Annotated in this window: 14 protein-coding genes and 1 pseudogene; 8 read left to right on the top strand and 7 right to left on the bottom strand. The window is 52.2% G+C overall.

Going from position 1 to position 19250, the window contains the following annotated elements:
- The first annotated feature begins 328 nt into the window (after positions 1-328).
- The 8 genes from NPS29_RS00305 to NPS29_RS00270 all read left to right on the top strand — a co-directional run bounded on the left by NPS29_RS00305 (position 329) and on the right by NPS29_RS00270 (position 10174).
- The gene (locus NPS29_RS00305) at positions 329-805 is read left to right on the top strand and encodes a hypothetical protein (protein ID WP_274130002.1); all 477 of its coding nucleotides are present in this window, start codon (positions 329-331) and stop codon (positions 803-805) included.
- The gene (locus tag NPS29_RS00300; RefSeq protein WP_274130001.1) at positions 802-1833 is read left to right on the top strand and encodes a serine/threonine-protein kinase; all 1032 of its coding nucleotides are present in this window, start codon (positions 802-804) and stop codon (positions 1831-1833) included. The genes NPS29_RS00305 and NPS29_RS00300 overlap by 4 nt, the downstream gene beginning before the upstream one ends.
- A 952-nt stretch (positions 1834-2785) precedes the next feature.
- The gene (gene gapS6a, locus NPS29_RS00295) at positions 2786-3127 is read left to right on the top strand and encodes a GapS6a family protein (protein WP_274130000.1); all 342 of its coding nucleotides are present in this window, start codon (positions 2786-2788) and stop codon (positions 3125-3127) included.
- A 20-nt stretch (positions 3128-3147) separates the two neighbouring features.
- Positions 3148-6552, top strand: coding sequence for a GapS6b family protein (gene gapS6b, locus NPS29_RS00290; protein ID WP_274129999.1), 3405 nt, complete (start codon positions 3148-3150; stop codon positions 6550-6552).
- 269 nt (positions 6553-6821) lie between these two features.
- Positions 6822-7361: an AAA family ATPase gene (locus NPS29_RS00285; RefSeq protein WP_274129998.1), complete on the top strand. Its 540-nt coding sequence runs from the start codon at positions 6822-6824 to the stop codon at positions 7359-7361.
- A 3-nt stretch (positions 7362-7364) separates the two neighbouring features.
- Positions 7365-9038 (top strand): adenylosuccinate synthetase, encoded by a 1674-nt coding sequence (locus tag NPS29_RS00280; protein WP_274129997.1) that lies wholly within the window; start codon positions 7365-7367, stop codon positions 9036-9038.
- A gap of 3 nt (positions 9039-9041) precedes the next feature.
- Positions 9042-9692, top strand: coding sequence for a DUF7002 family protein (locus NPS29_RS00275; protein ID WP_274129996.1), 651 nt, complete (start codon positions 9042-9044; stop codon positions 9690-9692).
- 5 nt (positions 9693-9697) lie between these two features.
- Entirely contained in the window at positions 9698-10174 is a 477-nt protein-coding gene (locus NPS29_RS00270) for an NUDIX hydrolase (RefSeq protein WP_337993876.1), read from the top strand.
- Between the two features lie 136 nt (positions 10175-10310).
- Here NPS29_RS00270 and NPS29_RS00265 read toward each other — a convergent pair whose 3' ends face one another.
- The 7 genes and pseudogenes from NPS29_RS00265 to NPS29_RS00235 all read right to left on the bottom strand — a co-directional run bounded on the left by NPS29_RS00265 (position 10311) and on the right by NPS29_RS00235 (position 19199).
- Positions 10311-11774: a hypothetical protein gene (locus tag NPS29_RS00265; RefSeq protein WP_274129995.1), complete on the bottom strand. Its 1464-nt coding sequence runs from the start codon at positions 11772-11774 to the stop codon at positions 10311-10313.
- A complete protein-coding gene (locus tag NPS29_RS00260) occupies positions 11774-12313 on the bottom strand; it encodes a hypothetical protein (protein ID WP_274129994.1) in 540 nt (179 codons plus the stop codon). The genes NPS29_RS00265 and NPS29_RS00260 overlap by 1 nt, the downstream gene beginning before the upstream one ends.
- Positions 12297-14438: a hypothetical protein gene (locus NPS29_RS00255; protein WP_274129993.1), complete on the bottom strand. Its 2142-nt coding sequence runs from the start codon at positions 14436-14438 to the stop codon at positions 12297-12299. The genes NPS29_RS00260 and NPS29_RS00255 overlap by 17 nt, the downstream gene beginning before the upstream one ends.
- A gap of 1 nt (position 14439) precedes the next feature.
- Positions 14440-16539, bottom strand: coding sequence for a hypothetical protein (locus tag NPS29_RS00250; RefSeq protein ID WP_274129992.1), 2100 nt, complete (start codon positions 16537-16539; stop codon positions 14440-14442).
- Between the two features lie 152 nt (positions 16540-16691).
- A pseudogene (locus NPS29_RS00245) lies at positions 16692-16844 on the bottom strand (response regulator); the annotation flags it as partial.
- A 363-nt stretch (positions 16845-17207) separates the two neighbouring features.
- On the bottom strand, positions 17208-17606 hold the full coding sequence (locus tag NPS29_RS00240) for a response regulator (RefSeq protein WP_274129991.1): 399 nt from the start codon (positions 17604-17606) through the stop codon (positions 17208-17210).
- A gap of 261 nt (positions 17607-17867) precedes the next feature.
- Complete coding sequence (locus tag NPS29_RS00235; RefSeq protein ID WP_274129990.1) at positions 17868-19199, bottom strand: deoxyguanosinetriphosphate triphosphohydrolase; 1332 nt, start codon at positions 19197-19199, stop codon at positions 17868-17870.
- Positions 19200-19250 lie beyond the last annotated feature (51 nt).

Here is a 19250-nt window from a genome sequence, read left to right as displayed (position 1 = left end):
GCTCTGACCACGCTTCCTTTTTACGATCAATTGCGATCTAAGCAATCGGGTGGCGCAACCGTTTGATTTCTCGGGGCCAACCCCGGTGGTGGGTGTCTCCAGCCTTCCGTACGAGGGTCATACCAACGAACTGGAGCAGTTCCGGCCAATACATAGCTAACTGAACATTCTTTGGCTGCGGCCTCGAACACGGTGCGATCGGCGGGCCCTGTTGGGCGCGCCTTAGAGCACGCCGAATCGAGCATGGGCCGAGGATCTCAGGCCCTCGACAGTAGTCGTTCTACTCAGCTAACGTTCACGGACGCGCAGTTCATACAGGATGTGATAGATGGCTTTGCACTACATGGGATTTGTCGTGGCTGGTGAAGATGTGGTTGTCCTAGAGGCTGAGATCCCGGACGACGCTGATGATCCGATAACAATCATTATGGATAAGACTTGGAACCTGGCTAACGGTGACCGGTGTGCTGCCTATGCAACGATGTTTCAGCGATGCAGTGATTACCTGCGTGAGCGCAAAATCGACAAGGCCTTGATCAAGGCCAGTGCTTTGCCTCAGAGCGCGGCCAAGCTGGGGCTATTGGAAAGCGCGGAGCTGCGGGGCGTCGTCATTGCTGCTTGCGCCTCAGTGTGCGAAACAAAAGTCATGAAGAAAGCCAACATCAGCCGCACTTTTGGCGATAGAAAGGTTGATGAGTATTTGAAAGATGACGATTTTTGGGATGAGCACGTCGATGGCGGGAAGCTTCGAAAGGGTAGTCGAGAGGCCGCTATGCTCATCGTCGCCGCGAGGAAGCGCAAGTGATAGCAGTACTGCCGGGACTGGTGATTGGCAATAAATTGGGTAACGGACATTTTGGCGAGGTCTTCCAGGCTCAGGATGACGTCCACGGCCAAGTGGCTGTAAAAATTCTCTCTCGGCAGCCACACCACACAGATGCGCAGTGGTTGAAACACAAGGATGGTTTTCTTAGCGAAGCCCAATACCTCTCGCGGGCGAAACATCGCAATGTCGTAGAGGTTTATCACTTCCACGAGGTGGGCGACTCAATTCGTTTTGCCATGGCTTACTGTGCTGGGGGTTCACTGCAAAGCGCCTATGAGTCCGGCCCCATGAGCTTACCGGCCGTTCGTAAGGTTGCCACTGAAGTGCTGATGGGGTTAGCGGCTCTTCACGCCCGTAACATGCTCCACCGGGATATCAAGCCTGGCAATATTCTGCTCGATGGTGACGGAGTCGCGCTGTTAGGTGACTTTGGCTTGGTAACAGACGATTTGCTGCTAGGTTATGCCGACCAGGCGGGTTATCTGGATCACGTGGCATACGAGGTTTGGCATGGATCGGGTACCAGCGTGAAGACTGATATCTGGGCGATGGGTATGACCCTATACCGCTTGCTCCATGGCAAAGCTTGGTACGACGAGCAGATCGGTCAACCTAAACACATCATCAAGGATGGATCTTTCTCGGATCGCCTCAAATGGCTAGCTCATGTGCCCAAGCCGTGGCGCAAGATGATCCGCAAAATGCTTAACGATGACTCAGCTGCCCGGTTTCAAACGTCGGAAGAGGCTCTGGACGCCGTGGGTCGTTTGCCTATCAGCCCAGTGTGGACGGTTGCCGAAATGACGCCTGGGCGCGTGCTGTGGGAGCGAACGGCGGAGAAGCGCAAGGTTTTTGTCGAGTGGGTGCGAACCTCTCCCCGCAATCATACTTGGAAGGCCTGGAGCGAACCTGTTGGCGCTGGGCGAAACATGACACTGGGCGGATCCGCCGGCGCCGTAACGGCCAAGCAAGCGATCACTGGATTGGAGGCTTTCTTTCTCGGCTAGCGCTGCCTGAATATCCTCGCGGCGAGCTGATGCTGAGCTGCTTGCTGCAGAGGATGCGCAGAAAAGCCTGTTATCGCCTGTTTTCATGCTTGCGCTCGGGCAGCATGTAACCGTCCTCGCTATCAGCTGCAGTAACCGGTCGCCATCCGAAATGAGCGCCCGCCAGCTCCCGTCGGCTCTGGGCGCACTGCGGGCAGAAGGCTTCACGTGCGCTGACACCTTCTGGAGGTACCCAGAATGAACCGCAGTACCTGCACCGAGGCATCGCTAGCGTCAAGTTTCCTCGTTTATGGCTCATGTATCGCTCCGCGCTCGTTTCCCTTACAAGTACTGCTCCGATGACGGAATGAAGCTCACGCCGCGTTACCTTGTCAGGCACTTTCTGATGATCTGAGGCTGCGCATCAGTCTTGAAATCTGGCTCCCATAACGGGGTCGCCCCTATCTTCATTGAGGCAGCGCTGGAACCATTGCTCGACCTCTCAGCGCTGCTCGAAATCGGATCTTCTTACTACTGTACGCATAACCAGTTCGTTGGGCTAGTGCCATGTGTCAGATGTTGCATGGCTCGATGGTCTCCCTTCGCGCGGGCGCAAGCTGTCAACGATCATTAGCAAGTCACCTCCTGATCGACCTCACAACCGCAGGGGCATGGATGACGCCGGATGATGCCTCCATCAAGACGACGCCTCATCTTACTCAGGATTTTGAGTATCCTCGCAGTGGCAGATCTGAGAGCGGTGGTGCCTTGGCGGCATATGTGGAACTCATTACCCCTGCATGCCAGGTTTGCGATCTGGGTGCGCTTTCAGCGGCTAGTGTTTTACAGGTACAACGGGTTTAGAATTGCGGCGTATCCAGGTTGCTGTGGAGACGTATCGACTAGCGGATCCTCTACGCTAACAACGCTCGCCTGGCACGATCTACTGCTGAAGTTAAGGAATAACCGCTGAATGGACTTTATCACCACTGGTATCATCGCAAGCTCTGCCTACGACGTCTTCAAACACGGCTTGACCCTCACCGCCCAAACGCTCAAAGAGCGGCTCGCTCAGTGGATCAAGGATGATGTCCTTGCCGATGCGCTTGCCGCCGAGCTGTCCAAGCTCGGGATTAACAATCAGATGAGCGAGTTGGCGATGACCCAACGCATGGACGAGTCACCGGCGATTCCCGCCCTCATACGCGACATCAACGCTGAGGCTGCCTTGTTCGCGCCTTCACAGATCAATACTGTTACCCAGACTCACAGTGGTAGCGGAGATAACGTCGCCGGCCACAAGATCACCAAATGATTGATGTGAGGTAGTGCGGGTTGACTGCGATCGAGCAACACCACAGCGGAACTGGCGACAACGTCCGGGATAAGTACTTCGTAACCATCACGACACTCGCGCCTGAAACGCTGCTTCGCCCCTTGGAAATGGTGTTCGAGAGCTTGCGAAGGCAAGATCGAGAGACAGCAAAAAACTTGCTGAACCTTTTGAAATCCATCCCTCACCAAGATCCAGCGTCACAGGCGTTACTGGATGGTGTTGCTATCTACGGTGAATTGATAGAACCGCAAGACCAGGATGCCGCGTGGGGGACGTTGTTTCGGATCGTATCCAAGACCAAGGATCCGGTTGTCAAGGACGTGTGCCTCGCGGCAATTCTGAGACTTGCGGCTAAGACCAACCGGGCGCCTGAGGCGTGCAAGTACTACAGCGCAGAGACTGAGCCAGGCATTTATGCCAAGGAGGCTTTCTTAACGTTCTTTGCAGATGCCGAGCAGCTTCATGATGCCAGCGAGTCGTTCGTTGTCTCTGAGGAGGAGCTTACTGGCATCGTGGAGGGCGCGATTCGTTTGGATCTCACGGGCCTAGCCGTTCGAGTTGCTGATCAACTCGTTGAGCTTTACCCAGGTTACAACGCCAAGGTACTGAGGACTACGGTTACGGCACTTGAGCTTAATCCTGAATTGAAAGAGCGGCATCTTTGGCTATGCACTCCATCGGTTAAGCAGAAGCTCGACAATTTAGCTTCCGATGTCGTCGGCCTTTTGGAGCAGTCCAAAGGTACAGATCAGCGCCTTTACAACATGGCATGTCCCATCTTGGACAGCTACCAAGGTGCGCCGCCCCAGTCTTTGCTCGATACGCTTCAAAAATACAAAGTTTTTCTCGGCCCAGCTCATGTGAGCACTGCTGCTCAACTAAGGGCATTGGCCGGTGATGAGTCCGCGCTGCTTCAATGGCAGGCAGAGCTTTATAGCGCTCGCGAGAACCCCGTCACGCGACAGGCTTGGTGTGCGAAGTTTCTCGCCTCCAACAACCCCGCCATCGAACAGGTGATGCCGTTCATTCACCTCGCCGATCCGCAAGCGATCACTAGCTGGCTGTCAGGCAACCCGGTCATCAGCGACTTGTCGCAGATGGAGATTGAGTTCATCCGCCTGTATGCGAGCGCATTTCGAGCGGCGATGCAAACCGAAGACCGAGCGCGGCGGAGCGAGTTGGCCGCCCAGGTACACGACTTCTCCAATGTGTGGGGATATCTGATAGATGAAATCTCTCCGGCGCGCATTTTTGAGCTCGCTGAAAAACTCTTTGAGGCCAAGCTGCCTGACAAAGCACTCCTGTTGACCTCAGCGGTCATCGGCTGCGAGGCGCTATGGGTATCGAATTTTGTAGTCACCCACCTCAAATGTCTGGTTGAAGCTCAGCAGCTCGTCACTTTTGATGAAGTGCTTCGCCGCGTTGCAGACTCGGAATTGTCTATTTCGGTACTCAATTTCTGTTCCTTCCGAGATGAGCGTCTGGGAGACACAGTCAGCGCGCTAGCTATGAGCGAACAGATGATCACGCTAGCGCCCGATCTTGCTTACTGCTGGTATCGGGGTTGCTATCTGCGTCATCGAAATTCGAGTCCTGAGGAGCAGCGTCTTTTTCATGCCCGGATCCCGGACACCTTGCTCCAGAATCACTCCAGAGAATCAGCGGCAATTCTATTTTTCGTTACGCTCATAGGGGATTTCAGGCGCGCAGAGACACGGTGGGTAGATTGGTTCATCCAAGATCCCCTTGGGAAATCGATTGACTTCGTTGACTTTTACCTGGGGGCTATCAAGAGTGGTCGAGCTGAAATCGAATTTTCAGCCTCATTGCCGCAATGTTTGGGAGCGGTTCAGTTCACTCAAGACGGCGTCAGACAGACTAGGTTGATCGTCGAGGACTACCTAGATGTCAGTGAGTGCACGCTGAAGGCCTCTAGCCAACTCGGCCAACGTCTGTTGGGGTCTGCTGATGGCGATGCGTTTGATCTTGGGATGATCACCTACGTTGTGGAAGAGCATTTACCTCCCTACTTAGCATGCCTTCGCATGGCTACACAGATCAGGCACAAGCACAACGATGGCAGCGACAGCTTCGTGATCATGAGGATGCCTTCAGACCTTACGGAACTTGTGCCATTTCTTGAACAAAAGCTGAGTAAAGGTCATGAGGGTAGGTCTCGCCTTCGGACAATTGACGATATCCCTCTGTTCATGCGCGGACATGGCCTTTCTCCAGACAACCCGTTAAAGGCAGCTTTCAATTGCTGGGCAGACGCCGGAATTCCCAAGTCTCTACTCCATGCAAGGGGAGAAGAAGCGCCCGGTGAAGTGATACTGGACGCCTACAGCATCAGTTATCTCGCTGTGACGGATCTGGTTCAGAAAATGCTGGATATCGGGGTGTCTTTTATCCTCCCATCGGTCACCTGGGAGGCCCTGCAAGACTGGATCGAGCAGATAAGCGACAGCAATTACATGACGATGGGCGTTGATGGTGCCGGGAAGTTCTACCGCACAACCGCCTCGGACATTCACGCTCGGGATGGTCACATCCTCGCGGCACTCAATCTGGTTTTGGCGAATGCTAGCGTGATTCATCCAGGGCCCTCCGACGCAGCCCTGGAGGTTTTTTCAATCAGGGGAGGTGTCGATCAAACAGTATATGAAGCGATGCAACTGTCGTCAGAGCGCAAGATTCCTTGGCTGTGCATGGACGCTGTCTTTGCGGGGCTCCATGAGTCCAAAGGGAGACCTGTCGTGGATGCTTATGGAGTCATCGCGCGTGCGATGGCAAGCGCGCCGTTTGCCTTTGATCACAAACGCCACGCGTTTTTATTATTCGCGGTCGGTGCGTTGCCGCTGCCGATCACCTACTCGGAGCTTCGGCACCTTGCGCGGACGCCTGACAATCTTGCTGGATTCATCCTGTTCAAGATCATCCAGAATCATGGCCGCGTGATCTTTTTGGCCAACGAACAGCCAGGATTTCTGCTGGAGCTGATCCTGACTCACATAGGTGGTCGATTTGTTTGGAAGGGCACAAACGAACCCATCCGCCAGCGCTACAGCCCCCCAATATCGTACACATCGCATGTTTTTAATCACGGGATCGAGATGTTCCTCAAGGCCGGCGGCGTTGAGCCGGTGGAGTATCGACTCGCTGTTGCCATAAGCTTCCTCTGTACCCCGTTCTCCGATGCCGAGTCTTTATTGAAAGATATCGTTAGCCACTTCATGGAGTTCGCCAAGGGTCGTTTCCTGGATGTGGATCAAGTTCGGAATCACTTGATGCAGATCACGGCTGCGCCGCCTCTACAGTCTGAGGTGAACCCACCATCGGAAGCAGGCCTAGACATCGATGCGGTCAACACTGCGGCCTCTGGATCCGCCGACGGTGATTCGTAAGCATCGGTGAGTCCAGCCGTCCGAGCGGGCAAAGCCCACCTGATGAAGACTGACGCTGAATCGCCATCCTAGCTTGCAACCTGTCCACATTGCGCCAATCACAAAGCGGCGCCTCATCGCAATGAATGGGAATAGCGCCAAGCTCACAGACGGAGCTGAACTCACCTTCTGGCCTCCCGCCTGACATGCGTGGAAAAGAGACGCGAGATCCATCGGGCCAGCTACGCTTTATGTATGTATTGGTTTCGTAAGACAGGGATTGTCACCAAGTGAAACGACTCCTCCTTTTGAGTGGCCCGATGGCCAGCGGCAAGACGTCTGTTTCTGCCGCCCTCCAAGAGCTCTATGGGTTTGTTCCGATCAGCAGCGGCTCTTTTCTGCGGGCGCAACTGACTGCTCGGGATAGCCCTGTTGACCGCCATAACCTTCAGGAGCTCGGTGATTCCCTCGACAAAGCAACCGACTTCTCTTGGCTCATCGAGTCGGTTGCAATCCCCGCCCTAGAGGCCCAACCAGACGTCGATTACTGGTTGCTGGATGCTGTCCGTAAGCCTAGGCAGGTCGAGCTATTCAGGCTCCGTTTTGGCAATGCAGTGAGGCATGTACATATCACCGCGCCAGAGTCTGTTCTGGAGCAGCGATACGCTGCCCGTGGCCTAGATCATTTAAGGGAGTATCAGGCGAGCGTTCTGCACCCGAACGAGCAATGCGCCCGTTCGCTTGCTGGTTTTGCGGACAAAGTTCTGGACACTGAATTGTTAAGCCCGTTGGAAATTGCACATCAGATCATGGATATCTGGGAGAAGTAGCGCATGGAAACTCGGCAGATTGTGGTGATTAGCGGCAAGACCTGCAGTGGCAAAAGTGGATTGGCAAGCTTGTTGGAGAAGGAATTTGGCTTCGCCGTGGTTTCCGATCGTCGAGCCATTGATGATCCGGATTGGCGGCGTCGCATCGCGCAACCAGACATGCCTGAGCGTCGTCACGAACCGGATGGTGGTGACCCTTGGATGCTTCAGGAAACCCGAGCAATGTGCGAGCAGGAAAAAGGCGAGTGTCCGTTAGTGGTGGACAACCTGAATACCCCAGCGCAGGTACTGCAGTTCCGAAAGGCCTTTGGTGCGAACCTTGTGCATGTGCACCTCTATGCAAGCGATGCTACGCTCCAGGCGCGTTACCTAAAATGCATCGAGGGACAAGTCAACCCGTTGCCCTACGACGAGGTTAATCAGTTAAAGGAGCAGTCAGATATCCAGGCGCTCAAAGATGATGCCGACGTGCGCGTCTACACCGAGCGTTCAGACTCCAACGACACGCTCGTTCGGGTGGCCGCACGGCTGCATTTGTACACGCCGCCCGAAATCAGGTGCGTGGATGTGCTGATCGGCGGGCAGTATGGGAGCGAAGGGAAGGGCAATATCGTCTCTTATCTTGCGCGCGAGTACGACGTGATGATCCGCGTCGGTGGGCCCAACGCTGGACACACGGTCGCCAGTTCTGCTGGCCCGTACACCTACCACCACCTGCCTTCAGGGGCGCGGGATGTGACCGCTCAATTGCTTCTTGGCCCTGGCATGACGATTCATCTGCCTGGGCTTTTGAAGGAAATTCAGGAGTGCGGTATCGGTGAGGATCGACTCTTCATCGACCCACAGGCGACGATTATCGAGGAGGACGATAGAGGGGTAGAGCGGGAAGGGCATCTGGTCTCAACCATTGCATCTACAGGGAGCGGAAGTGGAGCAGCCGCTGCCCGGCGAATTCTGAGCAGAGGTAAAGAGATCCGGCTTGCGCGTGATGTTGAGGAGCTTCGTCCGTACGTCGGGAGTCCTGGAAATTACCACGGTTGCACGTCAGACCGCTTGGAGGAAGCCTATCGCAAAGGACAGTCCATCTTGCTTGAAGGAACACAGGGCAGCGGGCTTAGTATTTTCCATGGTGAATATCCTCACGTGACGTCCAGAGACACAAACGTTGCGGGGTGCCTGGCTGAGGCAGGGATATCTCCCAGCAGGATTCGCAAAATCCTGATGGTTGTTCGCCCCATGCCCATCCGTGTTGGAGACCCCGATGGCAAGGAAGGCCACACCTCTGGCACGCTCAAACACGAAACCACTTTTGATGCCATCGCGGCTATTGCCGGTCTTGAAGCCGATGCACTGAACGCCGCCGAGAAAACCTCCACCACCAAGCGCAGCCGACGGGTTGGATGGTTTGAGTGGGATCAATTTCGCAAGGCATGTGCGCTCAACGCCCCCACGGATATCGTTCTGACATTTGCCGATTATCTGAAGTCCTCCAATAGCAAGGCTCGCAGGTTTGAGCAGCTTGATCCGGAGACGATCAAATTCGTCGAAGAGCTGGAGCGTGTTTCCCAAGCACCTGTGTCGCTGATCAACACCCGATTTTCTAAAGACTCGGGTGCTAGCGATTTACGGTCGCTGATTGACCGGCGGAACTGGACTGCACGTTCTGATAGGAGATAACAGATGGATCTGGACAGGTTGATCGAGCTCTACCCTAGGCTTTACCACATGGCGGAATGCGGCGCCTGGGAAAGCATCAGAACGCGCGGATTGATGAGTGCCACCGCCGTCCTGGATCACCTCGCAGTAGAGGGTGGCGACCGTGCTCGATACGAGAGCGAACATCGTGGGGTGAAGATGGATGTGAGGGCTGGAGACCCTTCCCACATCGTGCTCCGTGACCAGAAGCCTATGCCTGAGGGCCGCTTGATCAGGGCTCTCACGGATGGGACAACACCACGCCAGTGGTATGAGTTAATCAACGGCAAAGTGTTTTTCTGGGCTGAGGAGAAGCGCCTTCATGGGCTGCTTGGCGCTCGCGATTATCGCCATCTCGAACACGATGTACTGACGCTCGACTCGTCGACCTTCATTCCGGCGTATGCCGACGCCATCTCGCTGTGCCACATGAACTCAGGGAATACCTGGCCCATGCCGCACCGTCGCGGCACCGAAATCTTTCGCAGAATCCGGGACTACCCTGCCAAGCGCTCGGGCAAGCCGGAAAAAGCGGTGGTCGAGTTGGTTGTCGATTACGCCGTCCCTGATATCGCGAACTTTGTCTTAGAGGTTCGGCGGATGCGGGGGAGTGAGGTCTTAGGTGTCATAGCTTGACGATCATGTGGGGGGAAGTTATGCCGAGACGTCGCTCAGCCTCGCGCATCCTGTTAATCAGTCCCAGTGACCGACTGCTGTTGTTCAAGATTGAGTACAGGGCCGGTGTCTTGGCGGGGATGAGTTATTGGGCCACACCCGGTGGGCAGCTCGGGGTGGGTGAGTCGTTCGAAGCGGCTGCAATGCGAGAGCTTAAGGAAGAGACTGGGGTGGATGTTCAGTCCGTTGGGCCATGCATTGCGCACCGGGAATTCCTGTGGAAAATGCCTGACGGTGGGGATGTGCTCGCGATCGAAAACTACTACGTGGCGCGGGCAGGTATTGAACAATGTTCCTCTGACTCTTGGAGTGGGCAAGAGCGCGGCGCTATCGGCGAAGTGAGGTGGTGGTCGCAGGCCGACCTCGCTGAGTGTGACGAGGATGTCTACCCACTTGATCTTTTGAGCCTGTTCGCCGGAGCGTTAAAAAAGGACGCCCAGTGAGGGAGGATTTGTAGGCAGGTCTCCAGTCGCTTTTGTGAAAATGAGAACCCTCCTAGACTGTTGAGTTGGGCTGGAACAGTCAATTTTTCAAGGTCGAGGGCGCGGTCGCCATTCGACCTACTGCGCAGAGAATTTTTTATTTGGACATCTCTGCGGCGTAAAGTCGCTCCTCTAAGGATCTTATATAGTCTCGCAAAGCCTTCAGTTCGCCCGCAATTTCAACTTGGGATTTGAAGTTTTGGCGGAATAAGAGATCTTCAAGTGTGTTCTTGGTTTGGTCTAAGTCATCTTTTATTGACTGTAATGATTCGTGTGCGTCAGGTGTTGCTAAGAGCTTGTACTGTTGATCTACATAGGGCCAGATAGAGCTGGGATTGCGATGCCCAGTTTTCGAAATCACGGTTCGCGAAACACTTTCTTTAAGGGAGGGTGTGAGCTCGCTTATGAGCTCAGGGTTTTTTCGGAATCGCAGCAGAAGCTCTGCTTTTACTTCTCTACTAATGAAGCGATGGCGAAACATGGACAAGCAAACCTTTCTGTCCTCAAGTCCAGCGTCATCGCAAAGCCTATCGAATTCTTTTGTTAGAGATGCCTTGTTTAAAGGTAGTCCACTTTTGCCTAGGAGTAATACGTCATCTAGATTTGGTGAATGTTGTCCGTCCAGCCTGTTCTGTAAAAACTCCGCGCGATCGTCGAAATAAGCTTGCAACACCAGCGCGAGGCCCATGTTGATCTTTAGCCTGCGTGCATTCTGCGTCGTTCGCGTTTTTTTTGTTGGCAATACAACAATAAGTGTTGAAGTCAGGTTGCTGTTTTCTGCTACTGGCATTTCCTCTAGCTCTTCAGGTCGCAGCCCGAAATTTGTCATCATATTGATAGTAAACATTCTTCGACTGTATAAATACTTAAGTGTCAAGAGATGGCTTTGACCAGACGTATGATCGGCTGGCACTGTCCGAGATAGAAGTTTCTGATATCGCTCGAAAACAGCGTTCCTGAGCTTGGCAATATACTTCTCAGGCATCGGGAATTTGTCATTTACCGCAGTGGTTTTGCTAACCAGTTCTGGGTGCCAGATGAAAGGTCGACTACTATGGGGTGTGAATCGATATTGAATAACAATCCCAGGTTGGTCAGTACTCAATCCGATGATAGGTGGCCGATCAGGTGAGGGATGTTTTTTTTGAAGCCAAATTAGAAAGTTTAAGCTAGCATGTTGAATGGATAACGTTTGAGAACCTGACCGGGCGGGGCGTGCAATTTCAAATCTGTTTATTTTTACTTCATTTTTAAGCTGGTTTGTGAAAGTTGTGAAATATGAATCGTTAAACTCATAAAAGGATATGTTGCGAGCGAAGCAGAATCTAACAAGGTGTGTGATTAGCACGGCGCTAGTTTTGGCGGACTCATTGCCTGTACTTGTTTGGGCAATCTCCATAAGCCATAAATTGACTAGATGGCACGGGATCGCGTTGGGCCAGTACATAAGCGGGAAGTTAGAATAGGACGCATAGCTAACATTGTATTGCCTGGTTCGCATCAATGGTGAGGCACCCGTCGGCAACTGTACAAATGGTAGTAATCTGTAAAGTTGCGTCATTACCGTTTTCCTCCTTGAATGACCTGCAGTGTAGAGCCCTCGCGTGGGTTGTGAGATGTGATATGAGAATATTTGGTATGGCTGATCGACAAGAAGTTTTTAATTTTGGCTTGAAGTAAATTAGAGAGTGATGGCTCATTTATTAGTGATCTTAAAAAATCGTTTATTTCGAGATATGCCATGGCGCATAAATGAGCTTCAAGAAGGGCATGGTTTTCTAGATTTTTTATGTGTTTCTCACCATTTATTAGTCTTTCATTCACCAGTGTTTCGTTATGGGCCTGAGCTCGAAGTTCTTTGATATATTCCCATGTGTTTGGATGATGGTGAGGAGTTCCGATGATTCGATTTTTAAGCGAGTAAGTTTTCACTGTGTTGTAGGCTTTGCGCGCGAATTTATTTTTGATTTCCGAGGTGATGAATGTGCGTAGATCAGCTAGGAGCTCAATCTCGTCATCGGTGGGCGTATACTCCCGCATTATAATTTTACGTAGCCAGTCAATACGTGCGGTGATATTGGTCTCAGTCGTATTTATCATCACGATGCTCCTCGAATTTAATAGCAAAATCCAGTGTTGTGAGTACCCCGTCGGGCCCCGAGATTTCGACCGTGTACACGGTACTATGGTAAGCGCCCGAGCGCTGTAGCATGCTTAGAAACTTGATAAAACTTTCGTGCCCCAAGCTTCGAATAGTCTGAACGTTAAAATATTCACGCACATGGTTATAAAGGGCATGGAGCCCATCGTGGCCTTGAGTGGGGCGGTTTCCGCACTCAAGAGAGATCAGCATGTCGCTAATGCATTGACTTTCGTACTTCACGCTTTCGGGATCATCATGAGAAAAAGAAGTATAAGCATCGATATGCTCTTCATCGAGATGCCCGGCAGCGTATCCGAGTGTGCGACGCAGCTCACCGTCATGATGTTTATACATGACCAGTAGGAAGAATTTACGCATCTCGTGAACTCTGATCTTCCAGCGCTGACCATCCAAGTCGCGTGGAAGGTTTAGCAAAAGACAAAAAGTGTCGATTGCAGAGTTTAAGGTCTCTCCTAACACCTTGCCAGTAGGTGAAGAAATCCCGCGATGTGGTATGTAGAATAAGTGATCGCTGATAACGCCATTCTCGTCGTCATAAATTTTTCGGAGTTTTGCTGAGAGCACCTGAAGCAATTGAATCGCTCGCGCAACCAAAGACGGGATTGGGCGTCTGATAATATAACGCTGATCAAGTACACCACTTTTTCCTTGGCGATGAATTAGCTCAGCGCCGCCACCTTCGAATTCCCAACCCAGACAGTCGAGTTTTAACCGATGCAACTCTCCCTCTCGAACAGGTTTGCACATGCCGATCAAAAGTGCGCAAGCACCATAAAAAGCTAAATGTAGAGTTTTAAAAGTGATACCTTGATTGATGTCTAACGTTCGGGAGTCTGAAGTGAAAGAAATCACATTGTATCTTTCCATAAGTGTAGTATTGCCATATTCTGGATTAGGAGCCCAGTCGCTCTTCCGTTCATTAAAAAAGAGTTTCATTTGGTGATTGCACTTAGCTTGGGTATTCTCGGCGCGTGAATCGGTATAGCGTTCCGCAAAAGCAGCAGCCGCATCTACTATTTGTTCACCATAGCATATGATCATTTCTGCTGCGTTGTTGATGGCTCCTAGGCCTACTTCCATAGGAAGTAATTTCGTGTGTCCGTCCAGTCCGAGTTTGTCTAGGTGCTGGTCATTGAAAGCTGCTTCAGACAACTTTGGGATTTCGTTCACCAGGTTGTGTGCCGATGCAAAAATTCGGAGTTCTTTTTTGTGGGTATACATCGTTCTTCTGACTAGCGGAGTCACAGGCATGATTCGACGCTCGTCGCGCGGTACCAGGATTACCTCATCTGGTGCCGAGTAAGAATGTTTCAAATCAAGCTGATTTAAGACATTGGCGACGGCTGGATATCTGTCGAATAGCTGTGACGAACAACCTAGAACTGCCTCAAGCCACTTGCGCGAAACTACTCGCATTTTCAGTCTTTTTGCAAGTAAGTAAGCATCCTGGGTGTTCAACCAGCGCACAGCGTCTTCGAGGAATTTTTCGTCTAAACAGTTTTTGTTCTTTAGAATATCTGATAGCTCAAGATCAGATTCCGTGTAGTAGTGTAGAATGGTTAGCAGTCTGTCTTCGAGCTTTAATGTATTAGCTATTCCTCCACTTGCAAATTCCTGAAAATAACCTCTAAGATGATCGTCGCTGACTAGCTGAAAACCATATTCTTGAGGCTGAAAAACCTCTTCGTTTAAAATTACCCAACGCGCTAAATTCACAGAGGTGTCGATGACTCTCAACCATTGCTTATGCCAGCCAGACGGATGTTGGAGATTGCCCATTTTCAAATGGAAGGCGGCTTTTTGAATTGGGTGCAGTAACAGGCTGTTTTCTCGGTCGGTCAGCATACTTCCGTTTGGTAGGTAATCATCGAACCTGACTGTGATAGTGGTGCCGTCGTCATAATTATCAATCACCACCCATTCGGGACTACCAATCCCTCCAGAAACCAACCAGTCTGCTTCAAAGACATCTGGATTCACGTTGATGAGCTTGCGAGCACGGTTAATGAGCGCTTCTACATGCTCATCTTCTGTTAAATGTGTTGGTATCTTTCTCGGCATTTCAGTTCTCCTGGCTTGCAGAGTGACCTGACGACGTGCGAATATTGATGAATAATGAATCATATTTCTTAACTTGATCGAGGGCCATCTTATGAGCCATTCTCAACTCTTCTAATGATTCCCCGCAAAAATTGCTAGCGATTTGGATGTCCGCTTCGTTCGCACCATCAATGTCAAGTTCTGCAGACAGCCTAGATACTTGTGCAATATTGCAGATAGCGCGGTGACTGAGATTGGTAGAAGGATTAATCGCGAGTTGTTCATCTTCTGGCAAGGTCAAAACTTTCGCTTCAAATGCGTACAGTGCGGCTAAAAGTTCGTCGCTGATGTGTAAATGAAGACTCCCGCTTTTGGTATTTTGTGTGACAATAGTTTCGTTGCCACCCGATAAGCGTCTGCGAGCCACGATCGCAAAAGGGTCATTTCCAGTCGCTTCGTTGAGAATGCGAACAATAAAAAGATGGAGATGTTCCATTGTTGTGAAGTCGCTCGCCGCAAGCGCCCATGGACGACCGTGCGTAGATACTACAATCATTTTTTGCGCTAAGATTCTGAGCGTCCGGTTTCCGAACCTTCTCACTAACCATTTGGGAATGTAATTAGATTCGGTAACGGCAATAGTGTTCCCCAACACGATAGACGCAACTGCTAGGCTTCCAGTTCTTAAAAAGGTTATTATTCCTTGAGTCGCTCGTAAGACTCTAGGGGATAAGTCAATTTTGCCTTTAAAGGAAGTTAAATCCACCGCGATCCGAGTTTTTAATGAGTTTTTGTCTTCTTTGTTGTTACTGATTTTTCCTGGTTGGGTGGCCGGGCCTCTGGATGCAGCATACAAAAACAACCGCTTCCAGCTAGGACGCTTTTGTTGTTTTAGTAGGATTCTAATGTTTTTGGTGCATTCCACTATTTTTGAAATTATTTCCCGACTGATTCTGTTTAGGTGCGCGACTTTTCTGCTCATGGCCCTTGGTTTGGAGACCGAAAATCTGACTAGGCCATTCTCTGTGTCTACTTGAATATAACAGTCGCCGTTGTCCATATATAAAGCTGCGGCACTGATTGATTCGGCGGTAAAAACAGGATTGTTGATCACCAATATTGCAATTGCGGCGTTACAGTCCACGATACTCAGCATGCCCAGCAGTCGACTGACATATTCGTTAGAAGGTGTAGCATTTATGTACTTATTTGGACAGGCGCTTTTTGCCTTCCTGAATAGTGCATTGGTTCTGCCGAGGCTTAGTCCAAGTGGAGAACGATGCACTTCCTCTGCACTTATTGCGCTAATTTTCCCTGTATCAAAGTAGTTTTTTACCAAAAGTAAAAACCACGCCAGAGCGTCAGGGTTTGTATGAGAGCATACGTGAACTCCATCATCTCCAATACCATCGGAATGGATAACATTTTTACGTTCTTCTATTGGGATCGTAGCAATGAGCGCACTACCTATTTCATGCGTTGCTATCATCTCTTCCCAATAGCCATGAAGAGCTTTGCTGACCAGTTCGACGCTGCTCTCAAGTTCTAGTTTGAATTTGCTTAGATAAAGATCGTCAGGGAGTTCTAAGTTTTGCTCAATCATGAAGTTTTTAGGTAACACACCTTCCATTGCTGTAGCGATGGGGGTCTTTTTACTTTTGTGTCCAAGAGGAGGAGTGCTCTTCTCATCGCTACGATCCCCGCCTTTGGCATGTGGAAGTACAACCGAAGTTGGTATTACACCCATCCGAGACAGTGCTTTTAAGATCTGCGCGCCTGCATTCCAGTACGATATTCTTGAATCTAGCGACACGCGTTTGTTCTGAATGGTTTTCTGAAACATAGTTACAACTGTATTCTGCCAGCTTCCTACGTCGTCATGTTCAGGCCAATTGTAGTTTCTCAGACTTTCAATAATAACTCGCAGCCCTTTGAATACGGTGTTGTAGCTATTTTCAGAAATGCGCGCACAGACCTTTTTTGTTGCCTCTGCGAGTACATGCAGTTGGTTATTAGAGAAACCGCCGAAGTGTGCGCAGGTGCAGGTTATCGTGCCCTTGACCGCCGCGTCAGATGACCACTCGAAGAACAGGGCTTTCTCTGTGATCTGGCACGTGAGCATTGTGGGTAACCTTTATGGGTAGCCTTTGGATGACGTGCATAGCAGGTTAGTCTGATCTCGGTTGGTGTCAAATCCAGGTGTCAAGGAAATTTCTATGTTTTTGAAACTGAACGGATAATTCAGTCAATGAGATTCTGTGTCTAGAAAATGTCCATGATGAGGTCCGGCATGCATTCACGCACCATCTGCATGGCGTCGACGCCATTGTCGGTCTCGCCGACGATCTCGTAGTTTTCGTTTTCCAGCAGCATTCTGATGGCCAGGCGAACGACGGGATGATCGTCGATGATAAAAACTGAGTTCATGATTCAATCCATAACAGGCAGCGAAGAAAGCGCGAACCTTATCGCAGATGTTCGAGGGCGCGCATGAACAGAACAGGTCTGCGGCCATATATAGGAAAGTTCCTACATGATTTAGCGGCTTTCCGTACGTAAATGCTCGTGATGTGCATAAATGTTTAAAAAATGCAAAGCCTGCAGCCAGGCGAAAGCAGTTATCAGAATGCGCGTGTTTATTTCGATTAGGAATGTTCCTACATGAACATAAGTATCTAGCTACATATTTAAACAGTGTCAGATTTTGAAACAGTCATGCGCCGTTTCACCTTTTCGGGTGTGCGCGCTATCTTCATTTGCATCAATCTGTGATTGGATGTCGAAGTGGGGTCAGAGGTCACTTGACTCGGGTGATATAAGTTGCAAAAGTTCAAGGGTGTTCATGGGTTTTGTCAGGCAACCCAGTAATGGAAGCCCTCTGCTGCGGGCTTCGCTTTCGATCTCGGCAAGCTGCCTGGGCTCAAGGCCGCTGAGCAACACCGCGTGGCGAATCAGCCCGCGCGTGCTGGCAGCCTCGATCAGGTCCGCGCCGTCCATGCCCGGCAGGCGCTGGTCGCAGAGCAGAAGGTCATAGGGCTCGGGGCTGCGCTCCAGCGCTGCGAGGGCTTCGGTGGCGTTCAACGCAGGCGTCACGCGATACAACCCGTGGTTGTTCAGCAGGACCTGCAAGGCGATGAGCTGGAATGGATGATCCTCTACCAGCAGGATTCGTAGGGTATGTCTGGGCATCGGGTCGTCCGGAAAGAGGCATGGGTGGCTGATTGGACAGGGCGCTCGTCCGGGAGCAGGCGCGGTGAGGCGTTCAGGGCTGGTGAGTATCGGGACCGGCCTGTGGGACGGCCGGATTATTCGGCAGGTGCTGCGAAGCGACGATAGGGCGTTTCCGAGCGCCTTGTAGGAAGTTTCCGAGAATTCGGTTTTCTTTTCCTGAAATGGTGAAAAGAAAAGCCCGAAGTCACGCCTGACTTCGGGCTGTTTTCGATGGAAAACTCAGACCGGGCTGGAGCGGCCAGTCATTTCACGGGCCATTTCGCTGGCGTAGCTGTCGGTCATGCCGGCAATGAAGTCGATGACCCTGAGGAACGAGGTGTGCAGCGGCCACTTCGGATCCGGGGCGTTGTTGCCCAGCAAGTCCAGGATGCGTCGGCTCTTGAACGACGGCGTGTGACCATCGAATTGTTCCAGGGCCGCGCCACAGAATGCGTTGAGCAGGATCTCGAGCGTGGTGTAGGCGCCGATCTCGTGCAGGGTCTTGCGTTTGTCCTGGAAGATTTTCTTGCGGGCCATGTCCTTGGCGTTGAGCACGCAACGCTTGGCGGGGCCGTGCATGTGCTCCACCAGATCACCCTGCAAGGTGCCCGCCAGCAGCGCGTCCTGTTGTTCGACGAAGGCGCGGGCGGCGGCGTTGGTCAGGTGTTCGATGGCCTTGCCGCGCAGGATCGCCAGTTTGCGCCGGCGCGAGTCGCCAGGGCCCAGTTGACGGTAGGTTTCCGGCAGATCATCGCCCACCAGGCCCAACAGCAGCGACTCGACCTCGGGGTAGGTCAGCAGCTCCATTTCCAGGCCGTCTTCAAGGTCGATCAGCGCGTAGCAGATGTCATCCGCCGCTTCCATCAGGTACACCAGCGGGTGGCGCGCCCAGCGCTGGTCTTCCAGTTGCGGCAGGCCGAGCTTGCCGGCGATCTGTTCAAGGATCGGCAGCTCGCTCTGGTAGCAGCCGAACTTGTGTTTCTTGTAGCCCAGGGCGTCGGCGTGGCGGGCGGTCCAGGGGTATTTCAGGTAAGTGCCCAAGGTCGCGTAGGTCAGCCGGGTGCCACCTTCGAACTGGTGATATTCCAGTTGCGTCAGGACGCGAAAGCCTTGGGCGTTGCCTTCGAAATTGAGAAAGTCGCTGCGCTCGGCGTCGCTCATTGCGTCGAGCCAGCCGCGGCCTGCGGCCTGCTTGAACCAGTTGCGGATGGCGTCTTCGCCCGAGTGGCCGAACGGCGGGTTGCCGATGTCGTGGGCCAGGCACGCCGACTGCACGACCATGCCCAGGTCGCTCGGCTCGCACCAGTCGGGCAGGGCGCTGCGCAGGGTTTCGCCCACGCGCATGCCCAGCGAGCGGCCCACGCAACTGACTTCCAGCGAGTGGGTCAGGCGGGTATGGATGTGGTCGTTGCTGGTGACGGGGTGGACCTGGGTCTTGCGGCCGAGACGGCGGAAGGCGCCGGAGAAGATGATGCGGTCATGATCCTTGTGGAACGGGCTGCGGCCCAGTTCTTCGGGGCTGTGCAGGGTCTTGCCGAGGCGCTCGCGGGTAAGCAGTGTTTGCCAATCCAAGGCCGGTACTCCATCGGGTGATTACCGGCCTAGCTTCACGCCTCCCCCGCA

It is taken from the genome of Pseudomonas putida, assembly GCF_028682175.1.
Classification (GTDB): Bacteria; Pseudomonadota; Gammaproteobacteria; order Pseudomonadales; family Pseudomonadaceae; genus Aquipseudomonas; species Aquipseudomonas putida_AD.
Note: the sequence above shows the minus strand (reverse complement) of the source record. Positions and strands in the feature narration are given on the sequence as shown.

What these genes read in the sequence shown, in the direction of transcription:
- NPS29_RS00275 (WP_274129996.1), top strand. Translation starts at nt 9,042, where the DNA reads ATGGATCTGGACAGGTTGATCGAGCTCTACCCTAGGCTTTACCACATG.
- NPS29_RS00280 (WP_274129997.1), top strand. Translation starts at nt 7,365, where the DNA reads ATGGAAACTCGGCAGATTGTGGTGATTAGCGGCAAGACCTGCAGTGGC.
- NPS29_RS00260 (WP_274129994.1), bottom strand. Translation starts at nt 12,313, where the DNA reads ATGATAAATACGACTGAGACCAATATCACCGCACGTATTGACTGGCTA.
- NPS29_RS00240 (WP_274129991.1), bottom strand. Translation starts at nt 17,606, where the DNA reads ATGCCCAGACATACCCTACGAATCCTGCTGGTAGAGGATCATCCATTC.
- NPS29_RS00305 (WP_274130002.1), top strand. Translation starts at nt 329, where the DNA reads ATGGCTTTGCACTACATGGGATTTGTCGTGGCTGGTGAAGATGTGGTT.
- NPS29_RS00255 (WP_274129993.1), bottom strand. Translation starts at nt 14,438, where the DNA reads ATGCCGAGAAAGATACCAACACATTTAACAGAAGATGAGCATGTAGAA.
- NPS29_RS00250 (WP_274129992.1), bottom strand. Translation starts at nt 16,539, where the DNA reads ATGCTCACGTGCCAGATCACAGAGAAAGCCCTGTTCTTCGAGTGGTCA.
- NPS29_RS00265 (WP_274129995.1), bottom strand. Translation starts at nt 11,774, where the DNA reads ATGACGCAACTTTACAGATTACTACCATTTGTACAGTTGCCGACGGGT.
- NPS29_RS00270 (WP_337993876.1), top strand. Translation starts at nt 9,698, where the DNA reads ATGTGGGGGGAAGTTATGCCGAGACGTCGCTCAGCCTCGCGCATCCTG.
- gapS6a (WP_274130000.1), top strand. Translation starts at nt 2,786, where the DNA reads ATGGACTTTATCACCACTGGTATCATCGCAAGCTCTGCCTACGACGTC.